22 protein-coding genes are annotated in these 25,328 nt (G+C 70.2%); 11 read left to right on the top strand and 11 right to left on the bottom strand.

What is annotated here, in order from left to right; translation table 11 throughout:
* Positions 1–50 precede the first annotated feature (50 nt).
* Positions 51–1,061, top strand: a complete 1,011-nt coding sequence (locus MBA17_RS12005; protein ID WP_238496472.1) for a DUF4349 domain-containing protein — start codon at positions 51–53, stop codon at positions 1,059–1,061.
* Here MBA17_RS12005 and hemE read toward each other — a convergent pair whose 3' ends face one another.
* Complete coding sequence (gene hemE / locus MBA17_RS12000; protein ID WP_238496471.1) at positions 1,062–2,093, bottom strand: uroporphyrinogen decarboxylase; 1,032 nt, start codon at positions 2,091–2,093, stop codon at positions 1,062–1,064.
* Between the two features lie 659 nt (positions 2,094–2,752).
* On the opposite strand from hemE, the gene MBA17_RS11995 reads away from it, so the two are divergent.
* From MBA17_RS11995 to MBA17_RS11975, 5 genes are all read left to right on the top strand, one after another.
* On the top strand, positions 2,753–3,349 hold the full coding sequence (locus MBA17_RS11995) for a DUF3000 domain-containing protein (RefSeq protein ID WP_238496470.1): 597 nt from the start codon (positions 2,753–2,755) through the stop codon (positions 3,347–3,349).
* A 14-nt stretch (positions 3,350–3,363) separates the two neighbouring features.
* Entirely contained in the window at positions 3,364–4,587 is a 1,224-nt protein-coding gene (locus MBA17_RS11990; RefSeq protein WP_238496749.1) for an HRDC domain-containing protein, read from the top strand.
* A gap of 172 nt (positions 4,588–4,759) precedes the next feature.
* Entirely contained in the window at positions 4,760–5,500 is a 741-nt protein-coding gene (locus MBA17_RS11985) for a hypothetical protein (RefSeq protein WP_238496469.1), read from the top strand.
* Positions 5,501–5,559: 59 nt separating this feature from the next.
* Positions 5,560–6,735: a thiolase family protein gene (locus MBA17_RS11980; RefSeq protein WP_455432756.1), complete on the top strand. Its 1,176-nt coding sequence runs from the start codon at positions 5,560–5,562 to the stop codon at positions 6,733–6,735.
* Positions 6,732–8,780 carry a 3-hydroxyacyl-CoA dehydrogenase NAD-binding domain-containing protein gene (locus MBA17_RS11975; RefSeq protein WP_238496465.1) on the top strand — a complete coding sequence of 683 codons (2,049 nt, stop codon included), beginning with the start codon at positions 6,732–6,734 and terminating at the stop codon, positions 8,778–8,780. The genes MBA17_RS11980 and MBA17_RS11975 overlap by 4 nt, the downstream gene beginning before the upstream one ends.
* Here MBA17_RS11975 and MBA17_RS11970 read toward each other — a convergent pair.
* From MBA17_RS11970 to dxs, 3 genes are all read right to left on the bottom strand, one after another.
* The gene (locus MBA17_RS11970) at positions 8,777–9,487 is read right to left on the bottom strand and encodes a hypothetical protein (protein ID WP_238496464.1); all 711 of its coding nucleotides are present in this window, start codon (positions 9,485–9,487) and stop codon (positions 8,777–8,779) included. The two genes, MBA17_RS11975 and MBA17_RS11970, sit on opposite strands and share 4 nt — an antisense overlap.
* Before the next feature lie 18 nt (positions 9,488–9,505).
* On the bottom strand, positions 9,506–10,978 hold the full coding sequence (locus MBA17_RS11965; protein ID WP_274385278.1) for an amino acid permease: 1,473 nt from the start codon (positions 10,976–10,978) through the stop codon (positions 9,506–9,508).
* A 101-nt stretch (positions 10,979–11,079) separates the two neighbouring features.
* Positions 11,080–12,987 (bottom strand): 1-deoxy-D-xylulose-5-phosphate synthase, encoded by a 1,908-nt coding sequence (dxs, locus tag MBA17_RS11960; protein ID WP_238496462.1) that lies wholly within the window; start codon positions 12,985–12,987, stop codon positions 11,080–11,082.
* A 133-nt stretch (positions 12,988–13,120) separates the two neighbouring features.
* Between dxs and MBA17_RS11955 the strand changes: the two genes are divergently transcribed.
* Complete coding sequence (locus tag MBA17_RS11955) at positions 13,121–13,975, top strand: neutral zinc metallopeptidase (RefSeq protein WP_238496461.1); 855 nt, start codon at positions 13,121–13,123, stop codon at positions 13,973–13,975.
* A gap of 78 nt (positions 13,976–14,053) precedes the next feature.
* Here MBA17_RS11955 and MBA17_RS11950 read toward each other — a convergent pair whose 3' ends face one another.
* The 5 genes from MBA17_RS11950 to MBA17_RS11930 all read right to left on the bottom strand — a co-directional run bounded on the left by MBA17_RS11950 (position 14,054) and on the right by MBA17_RS11930 (position 19,361).
* A complete protein-coding gene (locus MBA17_RS11950) occupies positions 14,054–15,253 on the bottom strand; it encodes an ROK family transcriptional regulator (protein ID WP_238496748.1) in 1,200 nt (399 codons plus the stop codon).
* 44 nt (positions 15,254–15,297) lie between these two features.
* Positions 15,298–16,545 (bottom strand): sugar ABC transporter permease, encoded by a 1,248-nt coding sequence (locus MBA17_RS11945; protein WP_238496460.1) that lies wholly within the window; start codon positions 16,543–16,545, stop codon positions 15,298–15,300.
* On the bottom strand, positions 16,542–17,312 hold the full coding sequence (locus MBA17_RS11940) for an ATP-binding cassette domain-containing protein (RefSeq protein ID WP_238496459.1): 771 nt from the start codon (positions 17,310–17,312) through the stop codon (positions 16,542–16,544). Before MBA17_RS11940 ends, MBA17_RS11945 begins: the two co-directional genes overlap by 4 nt.
* 79 nt (positions 17,313–17,391) lie before the next feature.
* The gene (locus tag MBA17_RS11935) at positions 17,392–18,501 is read right to left on the bottom strand and encodes a sugar ABC transporter substrate-binding protein (RefSeq protein ID WP_238496458.1); all 1,110 of its coding nucleotides are present in this window, start codon (positions 18,499–18,501) and stop codon (positions 17,392–17,394) included.
* Between the two features lie 134 nt (positions 18,502–18,635).
* Positions 18,636–19,361, bottom strand: coding sequence for a sulfite exporter TauE/SafE family protein (locus MBA17_RS11930; protein ID WP_274385277.1), 726 nt, complete (start codon positions 19,359–19,361; stop codon positions 18,636–18,638).
* 123 nt (positions 19,362–19,484) lie between these two features.
* Here MBA17_RS11930 and MBA17_RS11925 point away from each other — a divergent pair, with 123 nt between their 5' ends.
* Together MBA17_RS11925 and MBA17_RS11920 are read left to right on the top strand one after the other, a co-directional pair.
* Positions 19,485–19,805: a ribbon-helix-helix protein, CopG family gene (locus MBA17_RS11925; protein ID WP_238496456.1), complete on the top strand. Its 321-nt coding sequence runs from the start codon at positions 19,485–19,487 to the stop codon at positions 19,803–19,805.
* On the top strand, positions 19,786–20,118 hold the full coding sequence (locus MBA17_RS11920; RefSeq protein ID WP_238496455.1) for a type II toxin-antitoxin system PemK/MazF family toxin: 333 nt from the start codon (positions 19,786–19,788) through the stop codon (positions 20,116–20,118). Before MBA17_RS11925 ends, MBA17_RS11920 begins: the two co-directional genes overlap by 20 nt.
* A gap of 142 nt (positions 20,119–20,260) precedes the next feature.
* On the opposite strand, the gene acnA is transcribed toward MBA17_RS11920, so the two are convergent.
* Both acnA and MBA17_RS11910 read right to left on the bottom strand, forming a co-directional pair.
* Positions 20,261–22,996 (bottom strand): aconitate hydratase AcnA, encoded by a 2,736-nt coding sequence (gene acnA / locus MBA17_RS11915; RefSeq protein ID WP_238496454.1) that lies wholly within the window; start codon positions 22,994–22,996, stop codon positions 20,261–20,263.
* A gap of 159 nt (positions 22,997–23,155) precedes the next feature.
* Positions 23,156–23,884, bottom strand: coding sequence for a metal-dependent hydrolase (locus tag MBA17_RS11910; RefSeq protein WP_238496452.1), 729 nt, complete (start codon positions 23,882–23,884; stop codon positions 23,156–23,158).
* 288 nt (positions 23,885–24,172) lie between these two features.
* On the opposite strand from MBA17_RS11910, the gene MBA17_RS11905 reads away from it, so the two are divergent.
* Together MBA17_RS11905 and MBA17_RS11900 are read left to right on the top strand one after the other, a co-directional pair.
* A complete protein-coding gene (locus MBA17_RS11905) occupies positions 24,173–24,892 on the top strand; it encodes a PadR family transcriptional regulator (RefSeq protein WP_238496451.1) in 720 nt (239 codons plus the stop codon).
* 4 nt (positions 24,893–24,896) lie between these two features.
* On the top strand, positions 24,897–25,322 hold the full coding sequence (locus MBA17_RS11900) for a DUF1707 SHOCT-like domain-containing protein (protein WP_238496450.1): 426 nt from the start codon (positions 24,897–24,899) through the stop codon (positions 25,320–25,322).
* Positions 25,323–25,328: the final 6 nt, after the last annotated feature.

Genomic DNA, 25,328 nt, shown 5'->3' with positions numbered 1-25,328 from the left:
CGTGACGCGCCGGATCAAACGCGCCGCCCCCGGCTTCCGTCAATGAGGGCATGAACACATACAGGTACGGCGCGCGCCTCGCTCTGTCCCTGGCCGCGGCGGCACTGCTCGCGACGGCCTGCGGCGGGGGCGAGAGCGGGACGGCGGCCTCGGACGAGGCGGCGCCGGTCTCGCTGGCTCAGGAGAACGCGAAGGGCGATCGGGAGTACACCTCCGGGAACGCCGAGCGTCAAAGCACCTCCGCCCAGCCACAGCCGAGGGCCTCCCAATCGGCCAAGGCCGCAGATGAGACGGAGAAGGCCGTCGAGATCACCCTGGAGGCGCGGTCGATCATCTACGTCTCCGAGATGACCGTGCGGGCCACGGACGTCACGGCGGCGGCGGAGAAGGCCAAGCAGATCGTCACCGCCGCGCAGGGCTACCTCGCGCGGGAGGAGTCGAACTCCGCCAGGAACGGCAGGGGCTCCGCCAAGCTGATCTTCAAGATCCCGCCGGTGGCGTACCAGGGCGTGCTGGGGCGGCTGGGCAAGGAACTCGGCACCCGGATGTCGATCGAGCAGGGCACCGAGGACGTCACCGAGGAGGTCGCCGACGTCGGCGCCCGGCTGAAGTCGGCGGTGTCGGCCCTCGAGTCGCTGCGGACGCTGCTCAAGAGGGCCGACACGATCGGCGAGGTGCTGGAGGTCGAGCGGGAGATCAACAACCGGGAGGCGGAGCTGGAGTCGCTGCAGGCGCGGCAGAAGTCGCTGGCCGGGCAGACCAGCATGGCCACCCTGACCCTGCGCCTGGTCGGCCCGGCCACCGCCAGGCCCACACCCGAGCCCGTCGCGGACGGCTTCGCCGGCGGTCTCGCCGCCGGCTGGAGCGCACTGGTCGGCTTCGGGAAGGTGGTGCTGGCCGTCCTGGGCGCGCTGCTCCCGTGGATGATCTTGATCATCCCGCTGGCGCTCGTGACGCTCGTGATCGTGCGCCGGTACAGGCGGCGGCGTCCCGCTCCCGCCGCCCCTGCTCCCGCCGCCGCTCGCGAGCCGGTGACGGCCGGGGCGCCGGACACCGAGTGATCAGCGGGCGGACTCCTCGTGGACCAGGGCGGTGAGGCGGGCGAGCTGGTCGGGGTCGGTGCTGGGCAGCACGCCGTGCCCGAGGTTGAACACGTGCCCCTCGGCGGCCCGGCCCCTGGCCAGGATGTCGCGGGCGCGCGGCGCGACGACCTCCCACGGGGCCAGCAGGATCGCGGGGTCGAGGTTGCCCTGCAGCGCCCTGCCGGGACCGACCCGGCGGGCGGCCTCGTCCAGCGGCACCCGCCAGTCGACGCCGACCACGTCGGCGCCCGCCTCGCCGAGCAGGCCGAGCAGCTCGCCCGTGCCCACCCCGAAGTGAATGCGGGGCACGCCCAGATCGGCCAGACCGGCGAAGATCCGGCTGGTGTGGGGCAGCACGAAGGTGCGGTAGTCGTCGGGGGCCACCGCGCCGACCCAGGAGTCGAAGAGCTGCAGCGCCGACGCGCCCGCCGCGGCCTGGACGCGCAGGTAGGCCAGCGTGATGTCGGTCAGGCGCGTCATCAGCGCGTGCCACAGGTCGGGCCGGCCGTACATCATGGCCTTGGTGTGGTCGTGGTTCTTCGACGGGCCGCCCTCGATGAGGTAGGACGCCAGCGTGAACGGCGCACCGGCGAAGCCGATCAGCGGCACCTCGCCGAGCTCCTTGACCAGGGACCCGATCGCCTCGGTGACGTAGGGCACGTCGCCCGGTTCGAGGTCGCGGAGCACGGCGAGCGCCTCGGGCGACCTGATCGGGTCGGCGATCACCGGGCCGACGCCGGGCTTGATGTCGAGGTCGACCCCGATCGCCTTCAGCGGCACCACGATGTCGCTGAAGAAGATGGCCGCGTCGACGCCGTAACGGCGCACCGGCTGCATCGTGATCTCCACGATCAGGTCGGGCGTGGCACATGCGGTGAGCATCGGCACGCCCTCGCGCACGGCGAGGTACTCGGGAAGCGAACGGCCGGCCTGGCGCATGAACCACACCGGGGTGTGCTCGACGGGCTGACGGCGGCAGGCGCGCAGGAACGTGGAGTCGGCGGGATTCACCCCCCAAGGTTCCCATGCCGGGGTGCCGGTCCGCTCCCCACCCCGCAGCGGAGATGCCGGAAAAGTGGGCATGGCTGAGCCCAAGTCATAATCAGGGAGACGAGCCGAGGTTTAACCGCTTCACCCGGTTCGCCCGCACGCCGAGGAGGGCTCTTCCGGGCGCGCCGCGAGAGCTGAACACTGTCTGAACGAGCGCTGAAGGGTACAGTGCGCGTCAGGGATGTCCCGTGACCTCTCCCCGGCTGGTCCAAATGTTCGCCAACACACCGCGCGGCATCGATTCCAGCACCACTTTCGGGACACGCCGAGCGCGTTGCACGGAATTGTCGGCACCACGTGCCAACGTTCGGAACACGACCCGACGAAAGGCCCGTGAGATGACCGCGATGTGGAGTTCCCCCGAGCGCCGCAGTGAGCGACGCACTTCCTGCGCCGGCGAACGGGTGTTCGAGCAGCCGCCCTCTCCAGAGGGACATCGGCAGGGCCGATCCCCCTCCCGGGCCGGGGCCGGACACGGTCACGCGTCGTTCATCGCATCACCCGGGCGCCAGGGCCGCCGTGCCCCCCGCCGGGTGCCGGCCACGGCTTGATCGACTTCCATGGCACCTATACATACCCCCGTGGTCCCCATGCGCCCGCCTTCGACCTACTCTTCGGATATGACCACCGGTGATGCGGCTCTCGCCCCCGCGGCCTTCAGGCGCGCGGTGGAGAGCATGCGTCAGACCGCGGTCCGGCCGGAGATCGAGCTCGAAGACCTCCCCGCACCGCAGCGTCTCGCCCCCTTCTCGGCGGCGATCGGCGCCTCCGTCTACCGCGACGACGACGAGCTGGCCGTCGGCAGGCTGATCGTGCTCTTCGACCCCGACGGGCAGCGCGGCTGGGACGGCCCGTTCCGCCTGGTCGCCTACGTCAGGGCCGACATGGAGCCGGAGATCACCTCCGATCCGCTGCTGGGCCCGGTCGCGTGGAGCTGGCTGACCGACGCGCTGGAGTCGCACGGCGCCGGCTACTCGGCGGCGGGCGGCACCGTGACCCGCGCGGTGTCCGAGGGCTTCGGCAACAAGGCCGAGGATCCGGTCACCACCGAGCTGGAGCTGCGCGCCTCGTGGTCCCCGGCCGAGGACGACTTGTCCAGCCATGTGGCGGCATGGTGCGATCTGATGTGCCTCGCGGCGGGTATCCCACCGCTACCACCTGATGTGGCGGCTCTGCCACCACGTCGACGCGAAGATCCGGAGTCCTTCAGGCAGTGACCGACGAGACAACCATGCCGGCGGAGGAGGTCGTCCTTCTGCTGGAGCCGCGCGAGGGCATCCCGCCGGTGATCAATGACCCAGGCGACCTGGCCAAGGCCGTGCACTCCTTCGCGCGCGGGCACGGACCGGTCGCCGTCGACGCCGAGCGCGCCTCCGGTTACCGCTACAGCGGCAGGGCCTACCTCGTCCAGCTCCGCCGGGCGGGCGCGGGCAGCGTGCTGATCGACCCGACCGCCTGCCCCGACCTCGCCCCCCTCGACACCGCGCTCGCCGACGCCGAGATCGTGCTGCACGCCGCCTCCCAGGATCTCCCCTGCCTGGCCGAGCTGGGTTTCCGGCCCAGGAGACTGTTCGACACCGAGCTGGCCGGCAGGCTGCTGGGCTACGAGCGGGTCGGGCTCGGCACGATGGTGGAGACCGTGCTCGGACTGCGGCTGGAGAAGGGCCACTCCGCCGCCGACTGGTCCACCCGCCCGCTGCCTGAGGCCTGGCTGCGTTACGCCGCGCTCGACGTCGAGGTCCTCGTCGAACTGCGCGACGTGCTGCACGGGGAGCTGACGGAGAGCGGGAAGCTCGACTGGGCGGAGGAGGAGTTCACCGCGGTGCTCGCGTCGCCGGTGCCCTCCCCCCGCTCCGATCCGTGGCGGCGCACCTCCGGCATCCACAAGGTCCGCTCGCTGCGCGGGCTGGCGATCGTCCGCGAGCTGTGGAACCTGCGTGACACGCTCGCCCGCGACTCCGATCTCGCACCGGGCAGGGTGCTGCCCGACTCCGCGATCGTCACCGCCGCGCTGGAGATCCCCCGCACGACCAAGGCGCTCACCGAGATCGCCCCCTTCACCGGCCGCAGCGCCAGGCGGCACCTGCGCGACTGGCTGGCGGCCGTGACCCGGGCCAGGGGGCTGCCGGAGTCGCAGCTCCCCCAGCCGAGCACGGCGGGTGACGGACCGCCGCCCGCCAACCGGTGGGCCGACCGCGATCCGGTCGCCGCCAAGCGCCTGGCCGCCGCCCGCGCGGTGGTGGCGGCGCTCGCCGACGAGCACCGCATGCCGACGGAGAACCTCCTGCAGCCCGACGCGGTCCGCCGGCTCACCTGGGAGCCTCCGGAGGAGCTCGACGAGGAGACCGTGGCCGCGCGGCTGCGCGAGCTGGGGGCCCGTTCCTGGCAGATCTCCCTGACCGTGCATCCCATCGTCAAGGCACTCACGAGGCTGGCGACCAAGGGTGAAGTTTGATCTCAATTCACGGCCTAGTGCGAAATATCGCTATAAATCGCAATCATGAGCTCCGTTCGGCATTTAGGCCCCGCCCGGTTTGACGGAGCCGAGCGAAATGCCGGAATACCGCGTCGCGGAATCCTTTCCGGAAAGGACGTCCGCTCGCGATCAGTGACGGCATGATTGCATCGTGTCTGGCCCCACCCTCTCCACCGGCGTCCTTCCCGGCTCGGTCACGCTGACGCGGCTGCGCGCGCGGACGCGCGCCACCAGGCGCCTGGCGCTCGCCGGCCTCCTCGGAGCGGTGTGCCTGCTCGCCACCGCCCAGATACTCACCGAACGCGCCCCGGCCGGCGAGCCCGCCCTGCCGTACGCGGTGGTCGCGCTCGGCACGTTCGTGCTGGCGCTGCCCGCCCTGGCGCTCACCCAGCTCGTCTGGGGTCTGCGGGCGCGGAAGTCGGCGGCCTTCGAGCGGGAGCTGTTCGTCGTGCCGCCGCGCACGCGGACCCTGAGCAGGCTGGGGGTCGCCGCGGGCTGGGCGGTGGTCCTGCTGCTCGGGCTCACCCTGCCGCGCCTGTTCGGCGACTCCGGGCTGTACGGCGTGGCGGGCCCGCTGGCGAACGCGGCCGGACCGCTGGCACTGGCGGGTTACGCGGCGGGCGTCGTGTTCACCGCCTGGTGGGCACGGGACGTCGCGCGAGCGCTGGCGCGTGCCCGCCAGGCGGAGGACTCGCCCGGCGACCCGTGGGACCCGGAGCGCGGCAGGCGGCCGGCCCGCGGCCGGACGCTCTGGGCGGGGGCGGCCGGGTGCGCCGGCGCGCTGCTCGCGGCCCGCGCCCATCTGTGGGACCCGAGTTCCCCCGCCGTGTGCGTACTGGCGCTCGCGGGGATCTCCGGACTCGTCGCGTGCACAGTTGTTACTGACCAGTAGCATAGGACGGGAAGCCATCCACCAACGAGGAGCGAACCGTGCCTTCCTCTCGTGACGTCGTGTTCGTCGACGGAGTGCGCACACCCTTCGGCAGGTCGGGCCCCAAGGGCCTGTACGCCGAGACGCGCGCGGACGACCTGGTGATCCGGGTCATCCGCGAGCTGCTCAGGCGAAACCCCGGCCTGCCGCCGGCGCGTGTGGACGAGGTGGCCGTCGCGGCCACCACCCAGATCGGAGACCAGGGCCTGACCATCGGCCGTTCGGCGGCGGTGCTCGCGGGCCTGCCCAAGAGCGTCCCCGGCTACGCGATCGACCGCATGTGCGCCGGCGCCATGACAGCGGTCACCAACGTCGCGGGCGGCATCGCCTTCGGCGCGTACGACGTCGCGATCGCGGGCGGCGTCGAGCACATGGGAAGGCACCCGATGGGTGAGGGCGTCGACCCCAACCCGAGGTTCCTCGCCGAGCGGCTCGTCGATCCCTCCGCCCTGGTCATGGGCATGACCGCGGAGAACCTGCACGACCGCTACCCCGCTGTCACCAAGGACAGGGCGGACGCCTACGCGGTCGCCTCCCAGGAGAAGGTCGCCAAGGCGTACGCCGACGGACTGATCCAGCCCGACCTGGTGGAGACGGCCACCCGCTCCGCCGAGCGGGGCTGGGGGCTGGCCACGGCCGACGAGGGGCCACGCCCGGGTACCACCCTGGCGGCGCTGAGAGACCTCAAGACGCCGTTCCGCCCGCACGGCCGGGTCACCGCCGGCAACGCCTCCGGCGTCAACGACGGCGCCACCGGCTGCATCGTCGCCGCCGCCGACGTCGCCCGCGAGCTGGGGCTGACCGCCAAGATGCGGATGGTCTCCTTCGCGTTCGCCGGAGTCGACCCCGAGGTGATGGGCGTGGGCCCGATCCCGTCCACCGAACGGGCACTGCGGATGGCGGGCCTGTCCATCGAGGACATCGGCCTGTTCGAGATCAACGAGGCCTTCGCCGTACAGGTGCTGGCCTTCCTCGACCACTTCGGGATCGCCGACGACGACCCGCGGGTGAACCCCTACGGCGGCGCGATCGCCTTCGGCCACCCGCTGGCCTCCTCGGGGGTACGGCTGATGACCCAGCTGGCCCGCCAGTTCGGCGAGCGCCCGCAGGTGCGGTACGGCGTGACCACGATGTGCGTCGGCATGGGCATGGGCGGGACCGTCATCTGGGAGAACCTGAACGGGGAGGGCAAGTGAGTCTCGACACCTGGCGGTCGCTGCTGCTGCGCCGTGACACCGGCGAGATCGTCACCAAGGCGCTGGTCCGCGACGTCGAACTGCCGCACGGCGCGGGCACCATGGCCCTGATCACGCTCGACAACGGCCTCGACCACACCAAGCCGAGCACGTTCGGCCCGCAGGGCATGCTCGCGCTGAACGGCGCGCTCGACGGCATCGCCGCCCGCACCGACCTGGCCGCGGTGGGCGTGACGGGCAAGCCGTTCGTCTTCGCCGTCGGGGCCGACCTCAAGGGCGCGGCGACGCTGACCGGCCGCGAGGAGGCCGCCGCGATCGCCGGGCTCGGCCACCACGTCATGCGGCGGCTCGGCGAGCTGGACGTCCCCTCCTTCGCCTTCGTCAACGGCGCGGCGATGGGCGGCGGCCTGGAGGTCGCGCTGCACTGCACCTACCGGACCATCTCCTCGGGCGTGCCCGCCGTCGCGCTGCCCGAGTGCTTCCTCGGGCTGGTGCCCGGCTGGGGCGGCTCGCAGCTGCTGCCCCGCCTGATCGGCCCCGAGCCGGCCCTGAAGCTGATCATCGAGAACCCGCTGTCGCAGAACCGGATGACCAAGGGGCGGCAGGCGTTCGAGCTCGGCGTCGCCGACGCCCTGTTCGAGCCGGCCGACTTCCTCGAGGAGTCGCTGCGCTGGGCCGCCCAGGTGCTCCGCGGCGAGGTGACCGTCACCCGCACGGACCACACCGCCGGCGACTGGGCCCCGGCCGTCCAGCGGGCGCGCGACCTCGCCGACCTGAAGCTCCACGGCGCCGCCCCCGCGCCCTACCGGGCGATCGACCTGGTCGAACTGGCCCGTACGGCGAGCCGCGACGAGGGCTTCGCCGCGGAGGACGCGGCCCTGACCGACCTCCTGGTGAGCGACGAACTACGGGCCGGGCTCTACGCCTTCGACCTGGTGCAGCGCCGGGCCAAACGGCCCGCCGGAGCCCCGGACGCGGCCCTGGCCCGCAAGGTCACCAAGGTCGGCGTGGTCGGGGCCGGCCTGATGGCCTCCCAGCTCGCGCTGCTCTTCGCCCGGCGGCTGGAGGTCCCCGTCGTGCTCACCGACCTCGACGAGGCCCGCCTCGCCAAGGGCGTCGGCTACGCGCACGCCGAGATCGGCAAGCTGCAGGCCGGGAACCGCGTCTCCGCCGACGCGGCGAACCGGCTGAAGGGGCTCATCACCGGCTCGCTCAGCAAGGACTCCTTCGCCGACGCCGACCTGGTCATCGAGGCGGTCTTCGAGGACCTCGCCGTCAAGCAGAAGGTGTTCGCCGAGGTCGAGGCGGTCGTCTCCGACGAGTGCGTGCTCGCCACCAACACCTCCTCGCTGTCGGTCACCGAGATGGCCGCCGGCCTGCGGCGTCCCGAACGGGTGGTGGGCCTCCACTTCTTCAACCCGGTCGCGGTCATGCCGCTGGTGGAGATCGTCCGCGGTGACCGGACCGACGACGCCGCGCTCGCCACCGCGTTCGCCGTCGGCAGGTCGCTGAAGAAGTCGTGCGTGCTGGTGAAGGACTCACCGGCGTTCGTCGTCAACCGGCTGCTGACCCGCTTCATGGGCGAGGTCGCCGCCGCGGTCGACGAGGGCACGCCGCTGGAGGTCGCCGACCACGCGCTCGACGGCCTGGGCCTGCCCATGACGCCGTTCACGCTGGTGCAGCTCGTCGGCCCGGCCGTCGGCCTGCACGTCGCCGAGACCCTGCACGCGGCCTACCCCGACCGCTTCGGCGTCTCCGAGGGCATGGTCAAGCTGGTCGCCGCCGGCAAGCCCGGCGTCCACCTCCCCGACCTCACCCTCGACTCGGAGGCGGTGGCCCTCTTCGCCGGCGGCTCGTCGCCGTCCACCGCCGACCAGGTCCGGGACCGGGTGCTGCGCGCCCTCGCCGAGGAGATCCGTCTCATGCTCGACGAGGGCGTCGTCGCCGCCGCCGAGGACATCGACCTGTGCCTGATCCTGGGCGCCGGCTGGCCCTTCCACCTCGGCGGCATCACCCCCTACCTGAAGCGCACCGGCATCGCCTAACGCCTGCGGGCACGGACGACGCCGACGGCGCCGGCCGTGCCCGCCAGCAGCAGCACCAGCGCGGCCACGGTGTACGGCGAGCGCCACCACGGGGTGGCGGGGCCGGCCACCGTGGCCGTGATCGTGTTCCCGGCCGCCCCGCTCGCCGGCGCCGGTTCAGGCGTGCCGGCCGGCTGCGTCCCGCCGTCCCCCGCCGGGCCGACCGGCTGCGTCTCACCGTCCCCCGCCGGGAACCCCGGCGGGCGGATCGCGCCCCAGTACTCCTTGCCGCCCTCCGGCGGCTCCATGGTCGGCAGATCCTGCGGCAGCGGGTTGACCTTGAGGCCGCCGGGCACGGTCAGCAGGCCGACCTCGTGCGGCTGGAACATCCCCTGCACGCCCGTCATCCGCCACGACCCCGCGGGCAGCGAGACGGCCGCCGCGTAGTGCGCGGCCTCCTTCAGCTCCACCCCGGGAAACGTCAGGACCTCACCCGTGTCGCCGGTGAACCGTAACGCGACCTCACCGATGTCCTCACCCCAGAACGGGTGCGTGCCGTGTTGCAGCACCCAGAACCCGAAGGTGTACGCCGTCCCGGCGGAGAACCGGGCGGGGACCGGGTCGAGGTAGGTCACCGCCCAGTTGCCCCGCGCCTGGGCCGTTCCCGGCGCGGCCACCGCGGCCAGCACCATCAGCACCGTCACCAGTCGTGCGATCGTTCTGCTCATCGAGCACCTCCGCCCTGCTTACCGCGGAGACGCCTCCGAGGTTCCCTCCAGGCCGACGCGGCTGTGCCGCCTGCCGTACAGGAAGTAGAGGGCGACGCCGATGAGCATCCACACCACGAACCTCAGCCACGTCTCGACGGGAAGGTTGAGCATGAGGTAGAGGCAGGCGAGCACGGACAGGATCGGGATCAGCGGGACGAGCGGGGTGCGGAAGGCACGGGGGAGGTCGGGGCGGGTTCGGCGGAGGATGACCACTCCGGCGGAGACCACGATGAAGGCGAACAGGGTGCCGATGTTGACCAGCTCGGCGAGGGCGGCCAGCGGGATGAAGCCGGCGAGCAGCGCCACCACGACGCCGATGATGACCGTCACCCTGGCGGGCGTGCCGAACCTCGGATGAACGGCGGCCAGCCCTCTCGGCAGCAGGTTGTCGCGGCTCATCGCGAACAGCACCCTGCTCTGACCGAGCATCATGATCAGCACCACCGTGGTGAGGCCCGCGATCGCGCCGATGCTGATCACCGTCGCGAGCCACGGCTGCCCGACCGCGGTGAACGCGTCGGCCAGCGGGGCGGAGGTGCTGAGCTGCGTGTACGGCTGCATGCCGACCACGACCAGCGAGACCGCGACGTAGAGTGCCGTGCAGATGGCGAGTGAGCCGAGGATGCCGATCGGCATGTCGCGCTGCGGGTTCTTGGTCTCCTCCGCGGCGGTGGCGACGATGTCGAACCCGATGAAGGCGAAGAACACGATGGCGGCGGCGGAGAAGATCCCGGCCACGCCGTACGCGGTGGGCGTGACCCCGAAGATGACCTGGATGAGTGGCGCGCCCAAGCCGGCGACCCCGGGGGTCGCCTCGCTCGGCGGGATGAACGGGGTGTAGTTCGCGCCCTTGATGAAGAACAGGCCGGCCACGATCACCAGCAGCACCACGGCCACCTTGACGGTCACCAGCACGAGGGTCGTCCGCGACGAGAGCTTGATTCCGGCGACCAGGATCGCGGTGAGCAGCAGCACGACGATCATCGCCGGGAGGTTGATCAGCGCGTCCTCGCCCGCGATCGAGGCGGGCAGCGGCACGCCCAGCGACGACAGCAGCGAGCCGAAGTATCCCGACCAGCCGACCGAGACCACGGCCGCGCCCAGGGCCAGTTCCAGCATGAGGTCCCAGCCGATGATCCAGGCGGGGAACTCGCCGAGGGTCGCGTAGGAGTAGGTGTAGGCCGAACCGGCGACCGGAACCGTGGCGGCGAACTCGGCGTAGCAGAGCGCGGCGAGGGCGCACACGATCCCCGCCGCCACGAAGGACAGGGCGACCGCGGGCCCGGCGGTGTCGCGTGCGACCTGACCGGTCAGCACGAAGATGCCGGTGCCCACGATCACGCCGACACCGAAGACCGCCAGGTCGACGGCGCTCAGCCGCCGTCGCAACCGGTATTCCGGCTCCTCGGTGTCCCTGATCGACTGTTCGATGGGCTTCGTGCGGAACATGACCACCGCCCTGCCCCCTGATCGGCTCCCTAGTCCCTGGTTGCCCCCTTCTTTCTCCTTCTAAGGGCTGGGATGTCCCAGGGTTTGCCAAGGGAGGAGGATCAGTTGCTCGGGTGGTGCTCCAGCGCGGGGCTCCGCTTGGCGACCGCCTCGGTGATCTCGCGGGCGAGATCCTGCGGGTTGAGGCCGATCTCGTTGAGGATCTTGGCGCGTTTGGCGTGGTCGAGGAAGCGCTGCGGGATGCCGTACGTGCGCACGGGCACGTCCACGTCGGCGTCGTGGAGCATCCGCGCCACCCCGTCGCCCACACCGCCCACCCGGCCGGCGTCCTCGACGACGGCGACCAGCTTGTGCGCGCCCGCCGCGAGCACCAGGGCCTCGTCGAGCGGCCGGACCCAGCGGGGATCGACCACCGTGGCCGAGATGCCCTGCGCGTCGAGCAACACGGCGGCCTCCAGGCAGACTCCGGCCATCGGGCCGACCGCGATCAGCAGCACGTCGGGGTCGCCGGTCCGCAGCACGTCGGCTCCGCCCAGCTTGCCGACCGCCTCGATCTCGGCCGCGACCGGGCCCTTGGGGTAGCGCACCACGGTGGGGCCGTCGGCGACCTCGACCGACTCGGCGAGCAGCTCGCGCAGCCGTACGGCGTCGCGTGGCACGGCGATGCGCAGGTCGGGCACGACGTGCAGGATCGACAGGTCCCACATGCCGTTGTGGCTGGGGCCGTCGTCTCCGGTGACCCCGGCCCGGTCGAGCACCACCGTCACGGGGAGCCGGTGCAGGGCGACGTCGAGCAGGAGCTGGTCGAAGGCACGGTTGAGGAAGGTGGAGTAGAGCGCGACCACGGGGTGCAGGCCGCCGAGGGCGAGTCCCGCCGCGGAGGTCAGCGCGTGCTGCTCGGCGATGCCGACGTCGTAGAAGCGGTCGGGGAAGGCCTCGGCGAAGGGGGCCAGGCCCACCGGGTGCTGCATCGCGGCGGTGATCGCGACGACGTCGGACCGCGCCTGGCCGATGCGCACGATCTCCTCGCTGAACACGCTCGTCCAGCCCGGCGGCTTGGGCAGCTCCTCGCCGGTGACCGGGTCGAAGGCGCCCGGCGAGTGGTAGCAGTCCTCCTCGTCGTTCTCGGCGGGCGAGTAGCCGAACCCCTTACGGGTGATCACGTGCACGATGACCGGGCCGCGGAAGTCGCGCCCCTTGCGCAGGGCCGCCTCGACGGCCTGCTCGTCGTGCCCGTCGATGGGACCGACGTATTTCAGGCCGAGGTCCTCGAACATCGCCTGCGGGGCCAGGATGTCCTTGAGGCCCTTCTTGATGCCGTGCAGGGTCTCGTAGAACGGACCGCCCACCACCGGCACCCGGCCCAGGTTGTCCTTGACGAACTCCAGCGTCTCCTCGTAGCGCTGGGTCACCCGCAGCGAGGACAGGTGGCTGGCCAGCCCGCCGATGGTCGGCGAGTAGGAGCGGCCGTTGTCGTTGACCACGATGATCACCGGCAGGTCCTTGCCGGCGGCGATGTTGTTCAGCGCCTCCCAGGCCATGCCGCCGGTGAGCGCGCCGTCGCCGATCACCGGCACGATCGCCCGGTGCGGCTCGCCGCGCACCTTGTACGCCTTGGCCAGGCCGTCGGCGTAGGACAGCACGGTCGAGGCGTGCGAGTTCTCGATGACGTCGTGCTCGGACTCGGCCTGGCTCGGATAGCCCGACAGCCCGCCCTCCAGCCGCAGCGAGCCGAAGTCGCCGGCCCTGCCGGTGAGCATCTTGTGGACGTAGGCCTGGTGACCGGTGTCCCAGAGCACCTTGTCCACCGGGGAGTCGAAGACCCGGTGCAGCGCGATGGTGAGCTCGACCACTCCGAGGTTGGGGCCCAGATGGCCGCCGTTCCTGGCTGCCGAGGTGACGAGCAGGTCGCGGATCTCCGCCGCGAGCCGTGGCAGCTCCTCTGCTTCCAGCCGTTTGAGGTCCTTGGGACCCGTGATCGACTTAAGGAGTCCAGCCCGCTCAGCCACGGAATCATCCTCTCTGCTCGCGCTACCGATTCCACGAGTGTAGTTCGCCGGGGGGCCGGTACTTCAGGCGATCCTTCGAAGGATCGTGAAGCTGGCCCGATTTGCGACGTAATGGTCTAATCTTTGCACCATTATGAACACCCTCCCCATCAGCAAACTCTCATCCCTAATCGCCGCGGCCGCGGTCCTCACCCTCCTCGGGGCGGGCACGGCTGAGGCATCGGGCGCCACGGCGCCGGCCGCCACGAAGGAGACGCAGCAGCAGAACACGCGGCAGGCCGTGCCGCAGGGCAAGCGTGCCGCGACGCACAACCCCATCTACCGGACCGGACTGCTCTCCCGGATCAACTGCCGACCGGGTTCCATCCGCACGGGGAGTGCGGCGTCGTACAAGACCTTCATGAGCCGGGTGAACACCTGTCTCAACAACTCCTGGGCCCGCCAGTTCAAGAAGGCGAAGCTGCCCTTCAGCAAGCCGCGCCTCCGCTTCGTCACCAGCCGGGTGAGCAGCCCGTGCGGCAGGTGGCCCTCGGGTGCGGGCGGCTACTACTGCTCGTCCAACAAGACGATGTACATCGGCGTCACGAAGAAGATCCTTCGCGACCCGTTCGACCTCGGTCTCGCGCAGTTCATGGCGCACGAGTACGCGCACCACGTGCAGACCGTCAGCGGCATCGCCACCAACTACTACTTCCCGGTGCACGCGCGGGCTCGCGGATCCGCCAAGCTCGCGCTCTCGCGGCGCTTCGAAGTGCAGGCCGACTGCATGGCCTCCGCCTTCCTGCGCAGCGTCCAGAGCTCCCTGCCGGTGAACTCCCAGGAGTGGAGCGGCATGGTCGACTGGACCTCCAAGAACGGCCACAAGGGCTGGCCGACCAACGACCACGGCAAGGGCTACACCCAGGCGTACTGGATGAAGCGCGGATTCAGCACCGGCGGCCCCAGCGGCTGCAACACCTGGACCGCCCCGAACGGGCGCGTCGCCTGATCCCCGACCCGACCTTCCGATGACGTACGGCCGTGCCTCCGGGCGCGGCCGTACGATCTTTTTACGGGGAGCGACCGGCTAGGAGCTCACCCGCGCGAGGGCTTCGAGGGGATCGGCCAGCACGTGTGAGAAGGCCAGCTCGGCCGCGCCCACCAGGGTGGCGTCATCGCCCAGCGCGGAGGTGCGCAGACGCAGGCGCTCCCGTGAGGCGGCCAGTGCCTCGGTCGCGATGCGGCTGCGCACCTGCGCCGCCGCCCCCAGGTAGACCTCGCGGAGCATCCCGCCGAACACCACGATCTCCGGGTTGAACACGTTGACCAGGTTGGCGACGCCCAGGCCGAGCCAGTCGCCGACCCGGCTGAGCGCCTCCTGGGCGACGATGTCCCCCCGGTCGGCGGCGTCGACCACGGCCCGCACGGCGTCCCTGCCGACCTGCTGGCCGAACCGGCCGGCCAGCTCCAGCAGGGCGCGTTCCCCCACCTCCGCCTCCAGGCAGCCGTGCGACCCGCAGCCGCAGGCGCGGCCGCCCGGATTGACCACCATGTGGCCGACCTCGCCGCCGTAGCCCTCGTGGCCGCCCAGCAGGTGGCCCCCCGCGATCACACCGCCGCCGATGCCGACGTCTCCGTGCAGGTAGATCAGGTCACGGCTGCCCACCCCGAGCCCGCGTGACTGCTCGGCCATGGCCGCCAGGTTGGCGTCGTTGCCGACCGCGACGGTCAGCCCGAGGCCGAGTTTGCGGGCCAGTTCCTCGCCGAACGGCACGTCGTACGCCCCCATGTTCGGGCCGAACCTGATCACGCCGTCGTTGCGCACGCCGCCGGCGAACGCGGCCCCCGCCCCCACGCACACCGTGTCGGAACGGGTCTTTCGGTGCATCTGCCTGGCGAACGAGGCCAGCCCGCCGACCACCTCGTCCAGCTCGAACGGGCCGCGGTGCCGTACGGCGTCGCGGCGGTCCAGGATCGTCCCGCCGAGGCCCACGCGGGCCGCCGCCACGCGGTCCACCCCGACGTCGAAGGCGAAGACGTAGACCTTCGCCGACTCGGGCCGGACGACCAGCGACGGCCTGCCCGCCCGGCCCGTGTCTCGCGGCAGTTCCTCGCGGACCAGCCCGGCGGCGGTGAGGTCGGCGGTGAGCGCCATGATCGTGCTGCGGTTGAGCCCCATCCGGGTCGTCAGCTCGGCGCGCGAGGTCGGCCCGCCGAGATGGACATGGCGGAGCAGCGCGCCGAGATTGTGGCGCCGGATCTCCTCTTGGGAGGGGCCTGCGCGCATGGCCGTGGGTGCCTGCCGTTCGAGGGAGGGGTCCGAGTCGCTGATCACCTTAGACCAGTGGCGGCGGCGCGCTTGCGCAGGAGGGCGTCGACCCCCGCCGCCAGCAGCAGGACCGACCCGGTGACCATGTACTTCACCCCGGCGCTGTAGCCCATCAGGCCCATGCCGTTCTCGATCACCGCGACCACGGCGCCGCCCAGCACCGCGTCCATCACCCTGCCCTTGCCGCCGAACAGGCTGGTGCCGCCGATGACGGCCGCGCCCACGGCGTACAGCAGGGCGGTGCTGCCTCCCGTCGTGGGGTCCACGGAGGCGGCCTTGGAGGCGAAGATGATGCCGCCGATCGCCGCCATGCCGGAGCAGATGACGAACGCGCTGATCTTGATGCGGTCCACCGGGATGCCGGCCCGGCGGGCGGCCTCCGCGTTTCCGCCGACCGCGTAGACGTGCCGCCCGAACGCCGTACGGCGCAGCACGAAGGTCCACACCAGCAGCAGGACCACGATGAGCGGCACCACCATCGGCACGCCCTTGAGCGAGACGATCAGCTCGTTGCGGCTGCGCTCCAGGTTCAGCGCGTAGACGGCCAGCCCGGCGATCAGCGCGAGCAGGCCCACCCGGAGCGCGATCAGGGTGAGCGGGTCGGCGGTCAGCCCCCGGGTCGCCCGCTTGCGTGCCCGCACCACCTGCACGGCCGCGTAACCGGCCACGCAGACCGCGAAGAGGGCCCAGCCGAGGGCGGGCGGCAGGTTGTTGTTGGCGAGGGCCAGGATCGTCTCGTCGCGGACGGCGATGATCGTACCGTTCTTGACCAGCAGCAGGACCAGTCCCTGGAAGGCCAGGAAGGCGGCCAGCGTGACCACGAAGGAGGGGATCCCCACCTTCGCGACGAGTAGCCCGAGCACCGCCCCGATCAGCACCCCGACCGCGATCGCGGTGCTGACCGCGATGTACCACGGCAGTCCCTGCCCGGTCAGCAGGACCGCGAGCACGGCGGCGCACACCCCGCTGGCGAAGCCCGCCGACAGGTCGATCTCGCCGAGCAGCAGGACGAAGACCAGGCCCATGGCGATGACGGTCACCGGGGCGCCCTGGGTGAACAGGTTGGCGAAGTTGCCCGACGTGAGGAACGAGGGCCGCAGCACGGCGAAGACCGTGCAGAGGACGATCAGGCCGAAGACGGCGGGCAGCGCGCCCATGTCCCCGCCGCGTACCCGCTCGAAGTAGCCGCGGGTGTTGTTGGCGATCGAGGGGGTGTCGACCGTGCGGTCGGGGGTCAAGGTGGCGCTCATGACGCGACTCCGCTGCCGTTGTTGAGGCCGAGTTCCCCGCTACGGCCCGAGGTGATCAGTTCGACGACCTGCGCGTGCGTCACGTCGGAGGTCTTGACCTGGGCCGCCATCCGCCCCAGGTAGAGGGCCGCGATCCGGTCGGAGATCGCGAACACGTCGTTCATGTTGTGCGAGATCAGCACGACGGCGAGGCCGTTGTCGGCGAGCCTGCGGACGAGTTCGAGCACCTGGGCGGTCTGTGCGACGCCGAGCGCCGCCGTCGGCTCGTCGAGGACGACGATCTTGCTGTTCCAGAGCACGGCCTTGGCGATGGCCACGGTCTGCCGCTGGCCGCCCGAGAGGCTGGAGACGAGCTGGCGGATCGACTTCACGGTCTTGACGGAGAGGCCGGCGAGGGTCCGCTCGGCCATCTCCTCCATGGTCGGCTCGTCGAGGACCAAGCCGCTCTTGCGCTCCCGGCCGAGGAACATGTTCTGCACGATGTCGAGGTTGTCGCAGAGCGCCAGATCCTGGTAGACGATCTCGATGCCCAGTTCGGCGGCGGCACGCGGGTCGTTGACCTGCACCGGCCTGCCCTCGAAGAGATAGTCTCCGGCGTCGATCGGATAGATTCCGCCCACACACTTGACCAGCGTGGACTTGCCCGCGCCGTTGTCTCCGACGAGCGCGGTGACCTCGCCGGAGTGGGCGGAGAAGGCGACGTCGTGCAGGACCTGCACGGGGCCGAAGCTCTTGTCGATCCCGCGTAGCTCGAGTACGGGGGGCATGGGGGCTGCTCCTCTTCGGGGGCGCTGATGCGGATGGTACGGCCGGCACGTCCCGTCTGGACATGCCGGCCGTGCGGGATCAGGAGACGCCGGCCTCGGTGCACTTCTCGGCGAAGTCGCCGGTGCACAGCTCGTCCTTGCTGACGTACCCGTCGGTGACGACGTCCTTGACGTTGTCGAAGAAGATCGCCTGGGGCTCCAGCAGGACCGAGGGCACGTCCCTGCCGCCCTCGGGGTCCTTCACCGACCCGCTCACCGTCGGCTTCTCGCCCTTGGCCAGGGCGATGGCGAGCTCCGCGGTCGCGTCGGCCTCCTTCTTGACCGCCTTGTACACGGTCATGCACTGGTCGCCGGTGAGGATGTTCTGCAGCCCCTGCACGGTGGCGTCCTGGCCGGTGACCGGCACCTTGCCGTTGAGCTTCTGCTTCTTCAGCACCGTGATGGCTGCGTTGCCGAGCCCGTCGTTCGCGGCCAGCACTCCCGCGATCTTCGGCTCCTGGGTCAGCATCTGCTCGAAGAGCGTGCCCGCCTGGGTGTTGTCCCACTCGGGAACGGACTGGTCCGGGCCCTTGACGTAGTCACCCGAGTCGTACTTGGGCTGGAGCACGCCGTCGTACCCCTGCTTGAACAGCGTGGCGTTGTTGTCGGTCGGAGAGCCGTTGAGCTCGGCGACGATGGGCTTGTCCGCCTTCTTCTCGGTCAGGCACTTCGCCAGTCCCTCCCCTTGGAGGGTGCCGACCTTCACGTTGTCGAAGCTGACGTAGTAGGAGGCGCTGCCGCCCAGGGTCAGCCGGTCGTAGTCGATCGTGGCCACGCCCTGCGACTTCGCCTTGTCCAGTACGGCCTTGCCGGTGCCGCTGTCGAGGTTGACGATGACCAGCACGGTGGCGCCATTGGTGATCATCTGGTCGGCGATCGTCTGGAAGGTGTTCTTGTCGCCCTGGGCGTTCTGGATGTCGTGGGCGACGCCGGCGGTCTTGAACGCCTCTTCGAGGTACTTGCGGTCCGCCGTCTCCCAGCGGGCCGAGGACTTGCTGTCGGGCAGGATGACACCGATCTTGCCCGGCTTGGCCGCCTGGGTGGCGGTCTCCTGGGCGCCCGTGGTGCCACCGCTCTCGCCCCCGCAAGCGGTGAGACCGAGGGTGATCGCCGCCGCGGCGGCCGTAAGGCTGAGGATCCCCTTGCGCATCGCACGGGTCCTTTCGTGGGGGGTTGGGGGGAGTTGAAAGTTGTTTGCGGCAACGTAATCCGCCGACGGCCTGCTTAGGAAGACCCCCACAGGGGTGAGTTTGTTGTTCCTGGTAACAATCCAGAAACGTCGCCCTAACGTCCCAGGCTCTGCGCGATCAACGCCACCGCCGACGCTCCGGCCACGACCAGGACCGCGACCCTGACCCGGCCCCCGTCGAGGTAGCGGCGCAGCGGCCCGGAGACCAGGAAACCCGCGATCATGAACGGGACCAGCAGCCCCCCGAAACGCACCGCCTCGACGGTCAACTCGTCGACGAGCCAGAGGATGAGCAGCGCCTGCGCCGCGCCGAGGAAGAAGTACATGGCCAAGGTCGCCCGGATCTGCGGCCCCTTGTCCCCCTGGAAGACCAGCGCGATCGGCGGCCCGCCGATGCCGGTCGCGGTGCCCGTGACGCCCGAGACGAGCCCCGCCCCCGTGATCGTCCCCGCGTTGCGCGGCACCGCCACCGTCCACGCGCTCAGGGCCACCGCGACGAGCACCATGCCGCCCACGAGAATGCCCAAGGTGTATGCGGATATGTAGACCAGAATGACTGCGCCGAGAGCACTGCCGGGTAGTCGGCCGAGCAGCGCCCACCCGACTCCCCGCCAGTCCACCCGGCGCCACCCCACGGCCAGCGTGAACAGCGGCATCGTCAGATTGACCACCTGGATCGCGCCGGGCATCACCCCCGGATCCAGCATCATGATCACCGGCGCGCCCACCAGCCCCACCCCGAAACCCACACTTCCCTGCACCACGGCCCCTACAAAGACGGCCACACCCGCCAAAACAAGGAGAAAAGCGTCATCACCCATGACGACGAGCTAACCATCTCCGCTACCGACGTCCACATGGTTTACTCTGTGTTGCAGAGCGTGTGACCAGAGTGAGCAATTCGTAGTAGACTGCATCGTAGACGCGGACGTAGCCTCAGGAGTATGACGATGAAGCCTAAAGCGACGACGATCCGCGTCAGCGTCAGCACGAGAGACAAGCTCGCGAAACTCGCCCGACAGGAGGGTCGCAATATGACCGAGGTGCTCAACGAAGCCATCAGCGACTACGAGAACAAGATGTTTTGGCAGGAGCTCAACGCCGCGATCGAGCGGACCCAGCGGGAGGAACCCGAGTCCTGGGCCGAATACGTCGCGGAGCGGGAGCTGTTCATGGGTCCGCCCGCAGGCTCTCGCAGGATAGCTCCCGAGTGGGAGGGCCTGATCAAATTTCCCGAGGAGAACGATGAAGATAGCTCAAGGTGAGATCTGGTTCGCCGACATGGGCGAGCCGATCGGCCGCGAGCAGGGCTATCGCCGCCCTGTCCTGATCGTGAGCGACGAGCATGTCAACCAGTCGAGGTTCGCCCTCGTCTTCGCGGTTCCGCTCACCACCCGCGAACGCCGGTTCGGAACTCACGTCGAGATCAAGGCCGCTGAGACCAACCTCTCACGAACGAGCTGGGCCATGGTCGAGCAGATCCGGGCCGTCTCACCGCAGCGATTCGAGTTTCATATCGGCCGGGTGCCGGATGAGACGATCGCCGAGGTGTCCACTCTGCTGAGACGAATGATCTGACAGCGAAGAGCCGCCCGGCGAAGTGATAGTTCGCCGGGCGGCTCTTCATTGTCTCGGGTGGTTCCCCCGAATGGGGCGTATTGAGGTAACGCCCCACCGGGCCGCACCGATCAGGTGCGGCCCGGTTCCCGCGTCCCGCTGCTCAGCTCTTGGCGAGCAGCGACCGCAGGACGTACTGCATGATGCCGCCGTGCCGGTAGTAGTCGGCCTCGCCGGGCGTGTCGATGCGCACGACCGCCTCGAACGTCTTGTCGCCGGCCGTCACGGTCACGGTGGCGGGGATGCCGCCCTCGTTGAGCCGCTCCACCCCGGTGATCTCGAAGGTCTCCTCGCCGGTCAGGCCCAGGGAGGCGGCCGAGCCGCCCTCGGGGAACTGCAGCGGCAGGACGCCCATGCCGATCAGGTTGGAGCGGTGGATGCGCTCGTAGGACTCCGCGATGACCGCGCGGACGCCGAGCAGCGCGGTGCCCTTGGCCGCCCAGTCACGCGACGACCCCGAGCCGTACTCCTTGCCCGCGAGCACCACCAGCGGGATGCCCGCCTCCTGGTAGTTGGCGGACGCGTCGTAGATCGCCGCGACCGGACCGCCCTCGGCCGTGAAGTCGCGGGTGAAGCCGCCCTCGGTGCCCGGTGCGAGCTGGTTGCGCAGGCGGATGTTGGCGAACGTGCCGCGGATCATCACCTCGTGGTTGCCGCGGCGCGAGCCGTACGAGTTGAAGTCCTTGACCGCCACGCCGTGCTCGCGGAGGTACCGCCCCGCCGGGGAGTCGCCCTTGATGGAGCCCGCCGGCGAGATGTGGTCGGTGGTGACCGAGTCACCGAGCAGGGCGAGCACCCGGGCGCCGTGGATGTCGGTGACGGGCGTGGGCTCCGGCGGCATGCCGTCGAAGTAGGGGGCCTTGCGGACGTAGGTCGAGGCCGGGTCCCATTCGAAGATGTCGCCGGTCGGGATCGGCAGCGAGCGCCAGGTGTCGTCGCCCTTGAACACGTCGGCGTAGTCGCGCTTGAACATGTCCTGGCCGATCGAGGAGTTGACGACCTCGGCGACCTCCTCGGGGGCGGGCCAGATGTCCGCGAGGTAGACGGGCTTGCCGTCGGACCCGAGCCCGAGCGGCTCGTTGTTCAGGTCGAGGTCCATCGTGCCCGCGAGCGCGTAGGCGACCACCAGCGGCGGCGAGGCCAGGTAGTTCATCTTCACGTCGGGGTTGATCCGGCCCTCGAAGTTGCGGTTGCCCGACAGGACCGCGGTCACGGCGAGATCGCTGGCCTGGACCGCCTCGGAGATCTCCTCCGGGAGCGGGCCCGAGTTGCCGATGCAGGTGGTGCAGCCGTAGCCGACCAGGTTGAAGCCCAGCTTGTCGAGGTACGGCTGGAGGCCGGACCGTTCGAAGTAGCCGGTCACGACCTGCGAGCCGGGAGCCAGCGAGGTCTTCACCCACGGCTTCCTGGAGAGGCCCTTGTCCACGGCATTCCTGGCCAGCAGGGCCGCGGCCAGCATGACGAAGGGATTGGACGTGTTGGTGCACGAGGTGATCGCGGCGATCACGACGGCGCCGTGGTCGATCTCGAAGGAGTCGCCGCCGGCCATCGTGACCGGAGTCGGCTTGTGCGGCCGCACCCCGTTGGCACTGGAGTTGGAGGCCGGCGAGTCGGAGGCGGGGAAGGACTCCTTGCTCGCCTCGTCGACACCGTCCTCGTCGGCGACGAACACCCGCACGTCGCGGCGCCAGGTCTCCTTCGACTCGGTCAGCGCGATGCGGTCCTGGGGACGCTTCGGGCCGGCGATCGACGGGACGACCGTGCCGAGGTCGAGCTCGATGTACTCGGAGTAGTCGGGCTCGTGCGCCGGGTCGTGCCAGATGCCCTGGGCCTTGGCGTACGCCTCGACCAGTGCGACCTGCTGCTCCTCGCGCCCGGTGAGGGTGAGGTAGTCGATGGTCTGCTGGTCGATCGGGAAGATCGCGCAGGTGGAGCCGAACTCGGGGCTCATGTTGCCGATCGTGGCCCGGTTGGCCAGCGGCACGCTGGTGACGCCCTCGCCGTAGAACTCGACGAACTTGCCGACGACGCCGTGCTTGCGCAGCATCTCGGTGATCGTCAGCACCAGGTCGGTGGCGGTGGCCCCGGCGGGCAGCTTCCCGGTCAGCTTGAAGCCGACCACGCGGGGGATCAGCATCGAGATCGGCTGGCCGAGCATGGCGGCCTCGGCCTCGATCCCGCCGACGCCCCAGCCGAGCACGCCGATGCCGTTCTCCATGGTGGTGTGGGAGTCGGTGCCGACGCAGGTGTCGGGGTACGCCTTGCCGTCCCTGATCATCACGACGCGGGCCAGGTGCTCGATGTTGACCTGGTGCACGATGCCGGTGCCGGGCGGGACGACCTTGAACTCGTCGAAGGCGGTCTGGCCCCAGCGCAGGAACTGGTAGCGCTCCCGGTTGCGCTCGTACTCCCGCTCGACGTTACGCCGGAAGGAGTCGTTGCCGCCGAAGAAGTCGACGATGACGGAGTGGTCGATGACCATCTCGGCCGGCGCCAACGGGTTGATCTTGGACGCGTCGCCGCCCAGGTCACGTACGGCTTCGCGCATCGTGGCCAGGTCGACCACGCACGGGACGCCGGTGAAGTCCTGCATGATCACGCGAGCGGGGGTGAACTGGATCTCCACACTGGGCGCGGCCGAGGGCGACCAGGCGCCGAGCGCCCGGATGTGGTCGGCGGTGATGTTCGCGCCGTCCTCCGCGCGCAGCAGGTTCTCCAGCAGAATCTTCAAGCTGTACGGGAGGCGCGCCGATCCCTCGACAGCGTCCAGCCGGTAGATCTCGTAAGCGGCGTCGCCTACGTGGAGCGTGTCACGGCTGCCGAAGCTGTTCGCGGACACGATGAATCGCCTCCTCCATTGCTGTCTGTCTCAGCAGAGATCCTGCCGCACCGACGGAGTGGCTCAACCACTTAGGTATGCCTAACCCCATCACCGAGCGCGGCGGATGTCTCGATATCAAGATACCGCCAGATATATCTCGACATCAAGTTATCGCTGTCAGGCTGGGACCAGGCGGAAGTAGAGCAGTCCCACGATCACGACGGACAGCACCGGAGCGAGGATCTTCTGCTCGAAGGCCCGCCCGGTCTTGATCCCGATCTTGTACGGCAGGACCCACCGCCCCTTGAGCGGCCAGAGCACCGGGCATCCCCGCTCGGTGCAGCAGTCGCCCACCACGTGGATCAGGCTGCCCACCCCGATCGCGAGGCCCAGCCAGGCGTATCCCACGTCGAAGGACCGGAAGACGGCGTACAGCCCGATGGTGAGCCCGGCGTTCACCAACGCCGAGGCGAGCTTCTTGCCCGGAATGCCGATGCCGATGGCCCGCAGCGCGAGCCCGATCATCAGGACGACGAGGATGTCCCTGCCGATCGGATAGTTGTCCGCGAGCAGGTGCGCGCCGATGCCGACCAATATGGCGAAGACCAGGGAGTGCGTCGCCCCCCGGTGCCCGCCGCTGGCCCAGGCGACCGCCTTGCTCAGCCCCCAGGTGAGCGGCCCGAAGGTCTGTGCGATCGTCGCGCTCGGATGGTCGAGGTCGGGGAGCATGGCCGCTCCCGCGCACACCAGCGTGCCGGCGATGAACTCGGCCGGGGTCAACGCGGTCGCCATGATCCCTGTCTCGACGAACCTGTTCGACTCGGTGAGGTAGGGCAGCGCGGCCAGCCCGGGCGCCACGGCCAGCCAGGCGACGGCTCCGGTGAGCGCGTGCGTGTGGCCCATCATGTCAAGATCACGCTTACCGAGCCTACGGTAAAGCGGCGGCAAATCCCACGGCGTCCCGCCGGAAATAACAGACGGGATCGTTCACCGGCCCTCGAAAGCACCCCCCAGCCCTTCCGAGGCGGGAACGATCCCGTCTATGCCCTGATAACGCGTAGATCTCAGGCGTTTGTTCCCCTCGTTATCCAGAAATCCAGTGATCTGGCTCACTCGGCACGGGGTTGCCCTAAGAACGCTCTCGATATATCTTTGAAGCATCGAAGAACGATCGACACCTATTCGGAGGACGAGATGACATCGGCACACACCATGGGGTGGGCCGGACAGGACCCCCATGAGATCCGCCGCGAGATGCGGCGCGCGGCCAGAGGAGCCTGGGCGGCGATGACCACGGCCGCCTCCGCCTGGCAGCAGGCAGGGCCGCCGCGCGGCGGCCCGCACGAGCACCGCCACCGGGGACACGGCGGCCACCGCCCCTTCCCCTGGGACTTCGGCAGGGGCGTCTTCGGTCCCGGTTTCCCGCCCGGAGGCAGGGGATTCGGGCGGGGGCGCAAGGCCAAGCGCGGCGACGTCAGGGCCGCGATCCTGGCTCTGCTCGCCGAGGAGCCGCGCAACGGCTACCAGATCATCCAGGAGATCGCCGAGCGTAGCGAGGGCGGTTGGAAGCCCAGCCCCGGCGCCGTCTATCCGGCCCTGCAGCAGCTCACCGACGAGGGCCTCGTCCGTCCCGAGGAGAGCGAGGGACGTAAGACCTTCCGGCTCACCGAGGCCGGCCTGGCCTACGTCGCCGACCACTCCGAGGAGGTGCGTGCCCCCTGGGAGGAGATGAGGCCCGACGTCGACGACAGCACCTGGGAACTGATGGACCTGGCCAAGCAGTCGGGATTCGCCATGGTCCAGATCCTGCAGACGGGCAGCGAGGCACAGATCCGTCAGGCGAGGCAGACTCTAGTGGAGACCCGACGCAAGCTCTACCAAATCCTGGCAGACGGTGACCCAGCAGAGGAGTGACCCCATGACCTCTCGCGACGACCTGCGCATCGGTGACGCGGAGCGCGAGGAGATGATGGGCGCCCTGCGCGAGCACTTCGCGCAGGGCCGCATCACCCATGAAGAACTCGAAGAGCGCCTCGGGCTGACCCTCACCGCCCGGACCGGCCGCGAGCTGGCCCGGGTGGCGGAGGATCTGCCCGATCCCCGGCCCGTCGCGCCCAGGCATGAGCCCTTCCGCCCGGCGCGCGCCTACGACCGGCCCCACTGGCACGGCCACCGCGCGCGCGGGCGGCGGCACGGGCCGCCGGTGGCGCCGGTGCTGTTCCTGCTCGGGCTGGTCATGTTCGTCGGCGGGTTCGGCCCGCTGCCGTTCATCTTCCTGGCCTGGCTGATCTTCGCCACGGTGGGCATGGCGCGCCACCGCCATCACCGGGCGCACCGGATGTGACGGCCG

The organism is Dolomitihabitans soli, assembly GCF_022213955.1.
In the GTDB taxonomy this organism is placed as follows: domain Bacteria; phylum Actinomycetota; class Actinomycetes; order Streptosporangiales; family Streptosporangiaceae; genus Streptosporangium_A; species Streptosporangium_A soli.
The sequence above is the reverse complement of the archived record's forward strand: the minus strand, read 5'-3'. Positions and strand labels throughout refer to the sequence as shown.

Bases quoted from the DNA above. Each gene is read 5' to 3' on its own strand.
- MBA17_RS11965 (WP_274385278.1), bottom strand. From the start codon at position 10,978: ATGTTCCGCACGAAGCCCATCGAACAGTCGATCAGGGACACCGAGGAG.
- MBA17_RS11935 (WP_238496458.1), bottom strand. From the start codon at position 18,501: ATGCGCAAGGGGATCCTCAGCCTTACGGCCGCCGCGGCGGCGATCACC.
- MBA17_RS11950 (WP_238496748.1), bottom strand. From the start codon at position 15,253: ATGCGCGCAGGCCCCTCCCAAGAGGAGATCCGGCGCCACAATCTCGGC.
- MBA17_RS12005 (WP_238496472.1), top strand. From the start codon at position 51: ATGAACACATACAGGTACGGCGCGCGCCTCGCTCTGTCCCTGGCCGCG.
- MBA17_RS11990 (WP_238496749.1), top strand. From the start codon at position 3,364: ATGCCGGCGGAGGAGGTCGTCCTTCTGCTGGAGCCGCGCGAGGGCATC.
- MBA17_RS11925 (WP_238496456.1), top strand. From the start codon at position 19,485: ATGACGATGAAGCCTAAAGCGACGACGATCCGCGTCAGCGTCAGCACG.
- MBA17_RS11970 (WP_238496464.1), bottom strand. From the start codon at position 9,487: ATGAGCAGAACGATCGCACGACTGGTGACGGTGCTGATGGTGCTGGCC.
- MBA17_RS11900 (WP_238496450.1), top strand. From the start codon at position 24,897: ATGACCTCTCGCGACGACCTGCGCATCGGTGACGCGGAGCGCGAGGAG.
- MBA17_RS11955 (WP_238496461.1), top strand. From the start codon at position 13,121: ATGAACACCCTCCCCATCAGCAAACTCTCATCCCTAATCGCCGCGGCC.
- MBA17_RS11905 (WP_238496451.1), top strand. From the start codon at position 24,173: ATGACATCGGCACACACCATGGGGTGGGCCGGACAGGACCCCCATGAG.
- MBA17_RS11930 (WP_274385277.1), bottom strand. From the start codon at position 19,361: ATGGGTGATGACGCTTTTCTCCTTGTTTTGGCGGGTGTGGCCGTCTTT.
- MBA17_RS11940 (WP_238496459.1), bottom strand. From the start codon at position 17,312: ATGCCCCCCGTACTCGAGCTACGCGGGATCGACAAGAGCTTCGGCCCC.
- MBA17_RS11910 (WP_238496452.1), bottom strand. From the start codon at position 23,884: ATGATGGGCCACACGCACGCGCTCACCGGAGCCGTCGCCTGGCTGGCC.
- MBA17_RS11945 (WP_238496460.1), bottom strand. From the start codon at position 16,545: ATGAGCGCCACCTTGACCCCCGACCGCACGGTCGACACCCCCTCGATC.
- MBA17_RS11920 (WP_238496455.1), top strand. From the start codon at position 19,786: ATGAAGATAGCTCAAGGTGAGATCTGGTTCGCCGACATGGGCGAGCCG.
- MBA17_RS11995 (WP_238496470.1), top strand. From the start codon at position 2,753: ATGACCACCGGTGATGCGGCTCTCGCCCCCGCGGCCTTCAGGCGCGCG.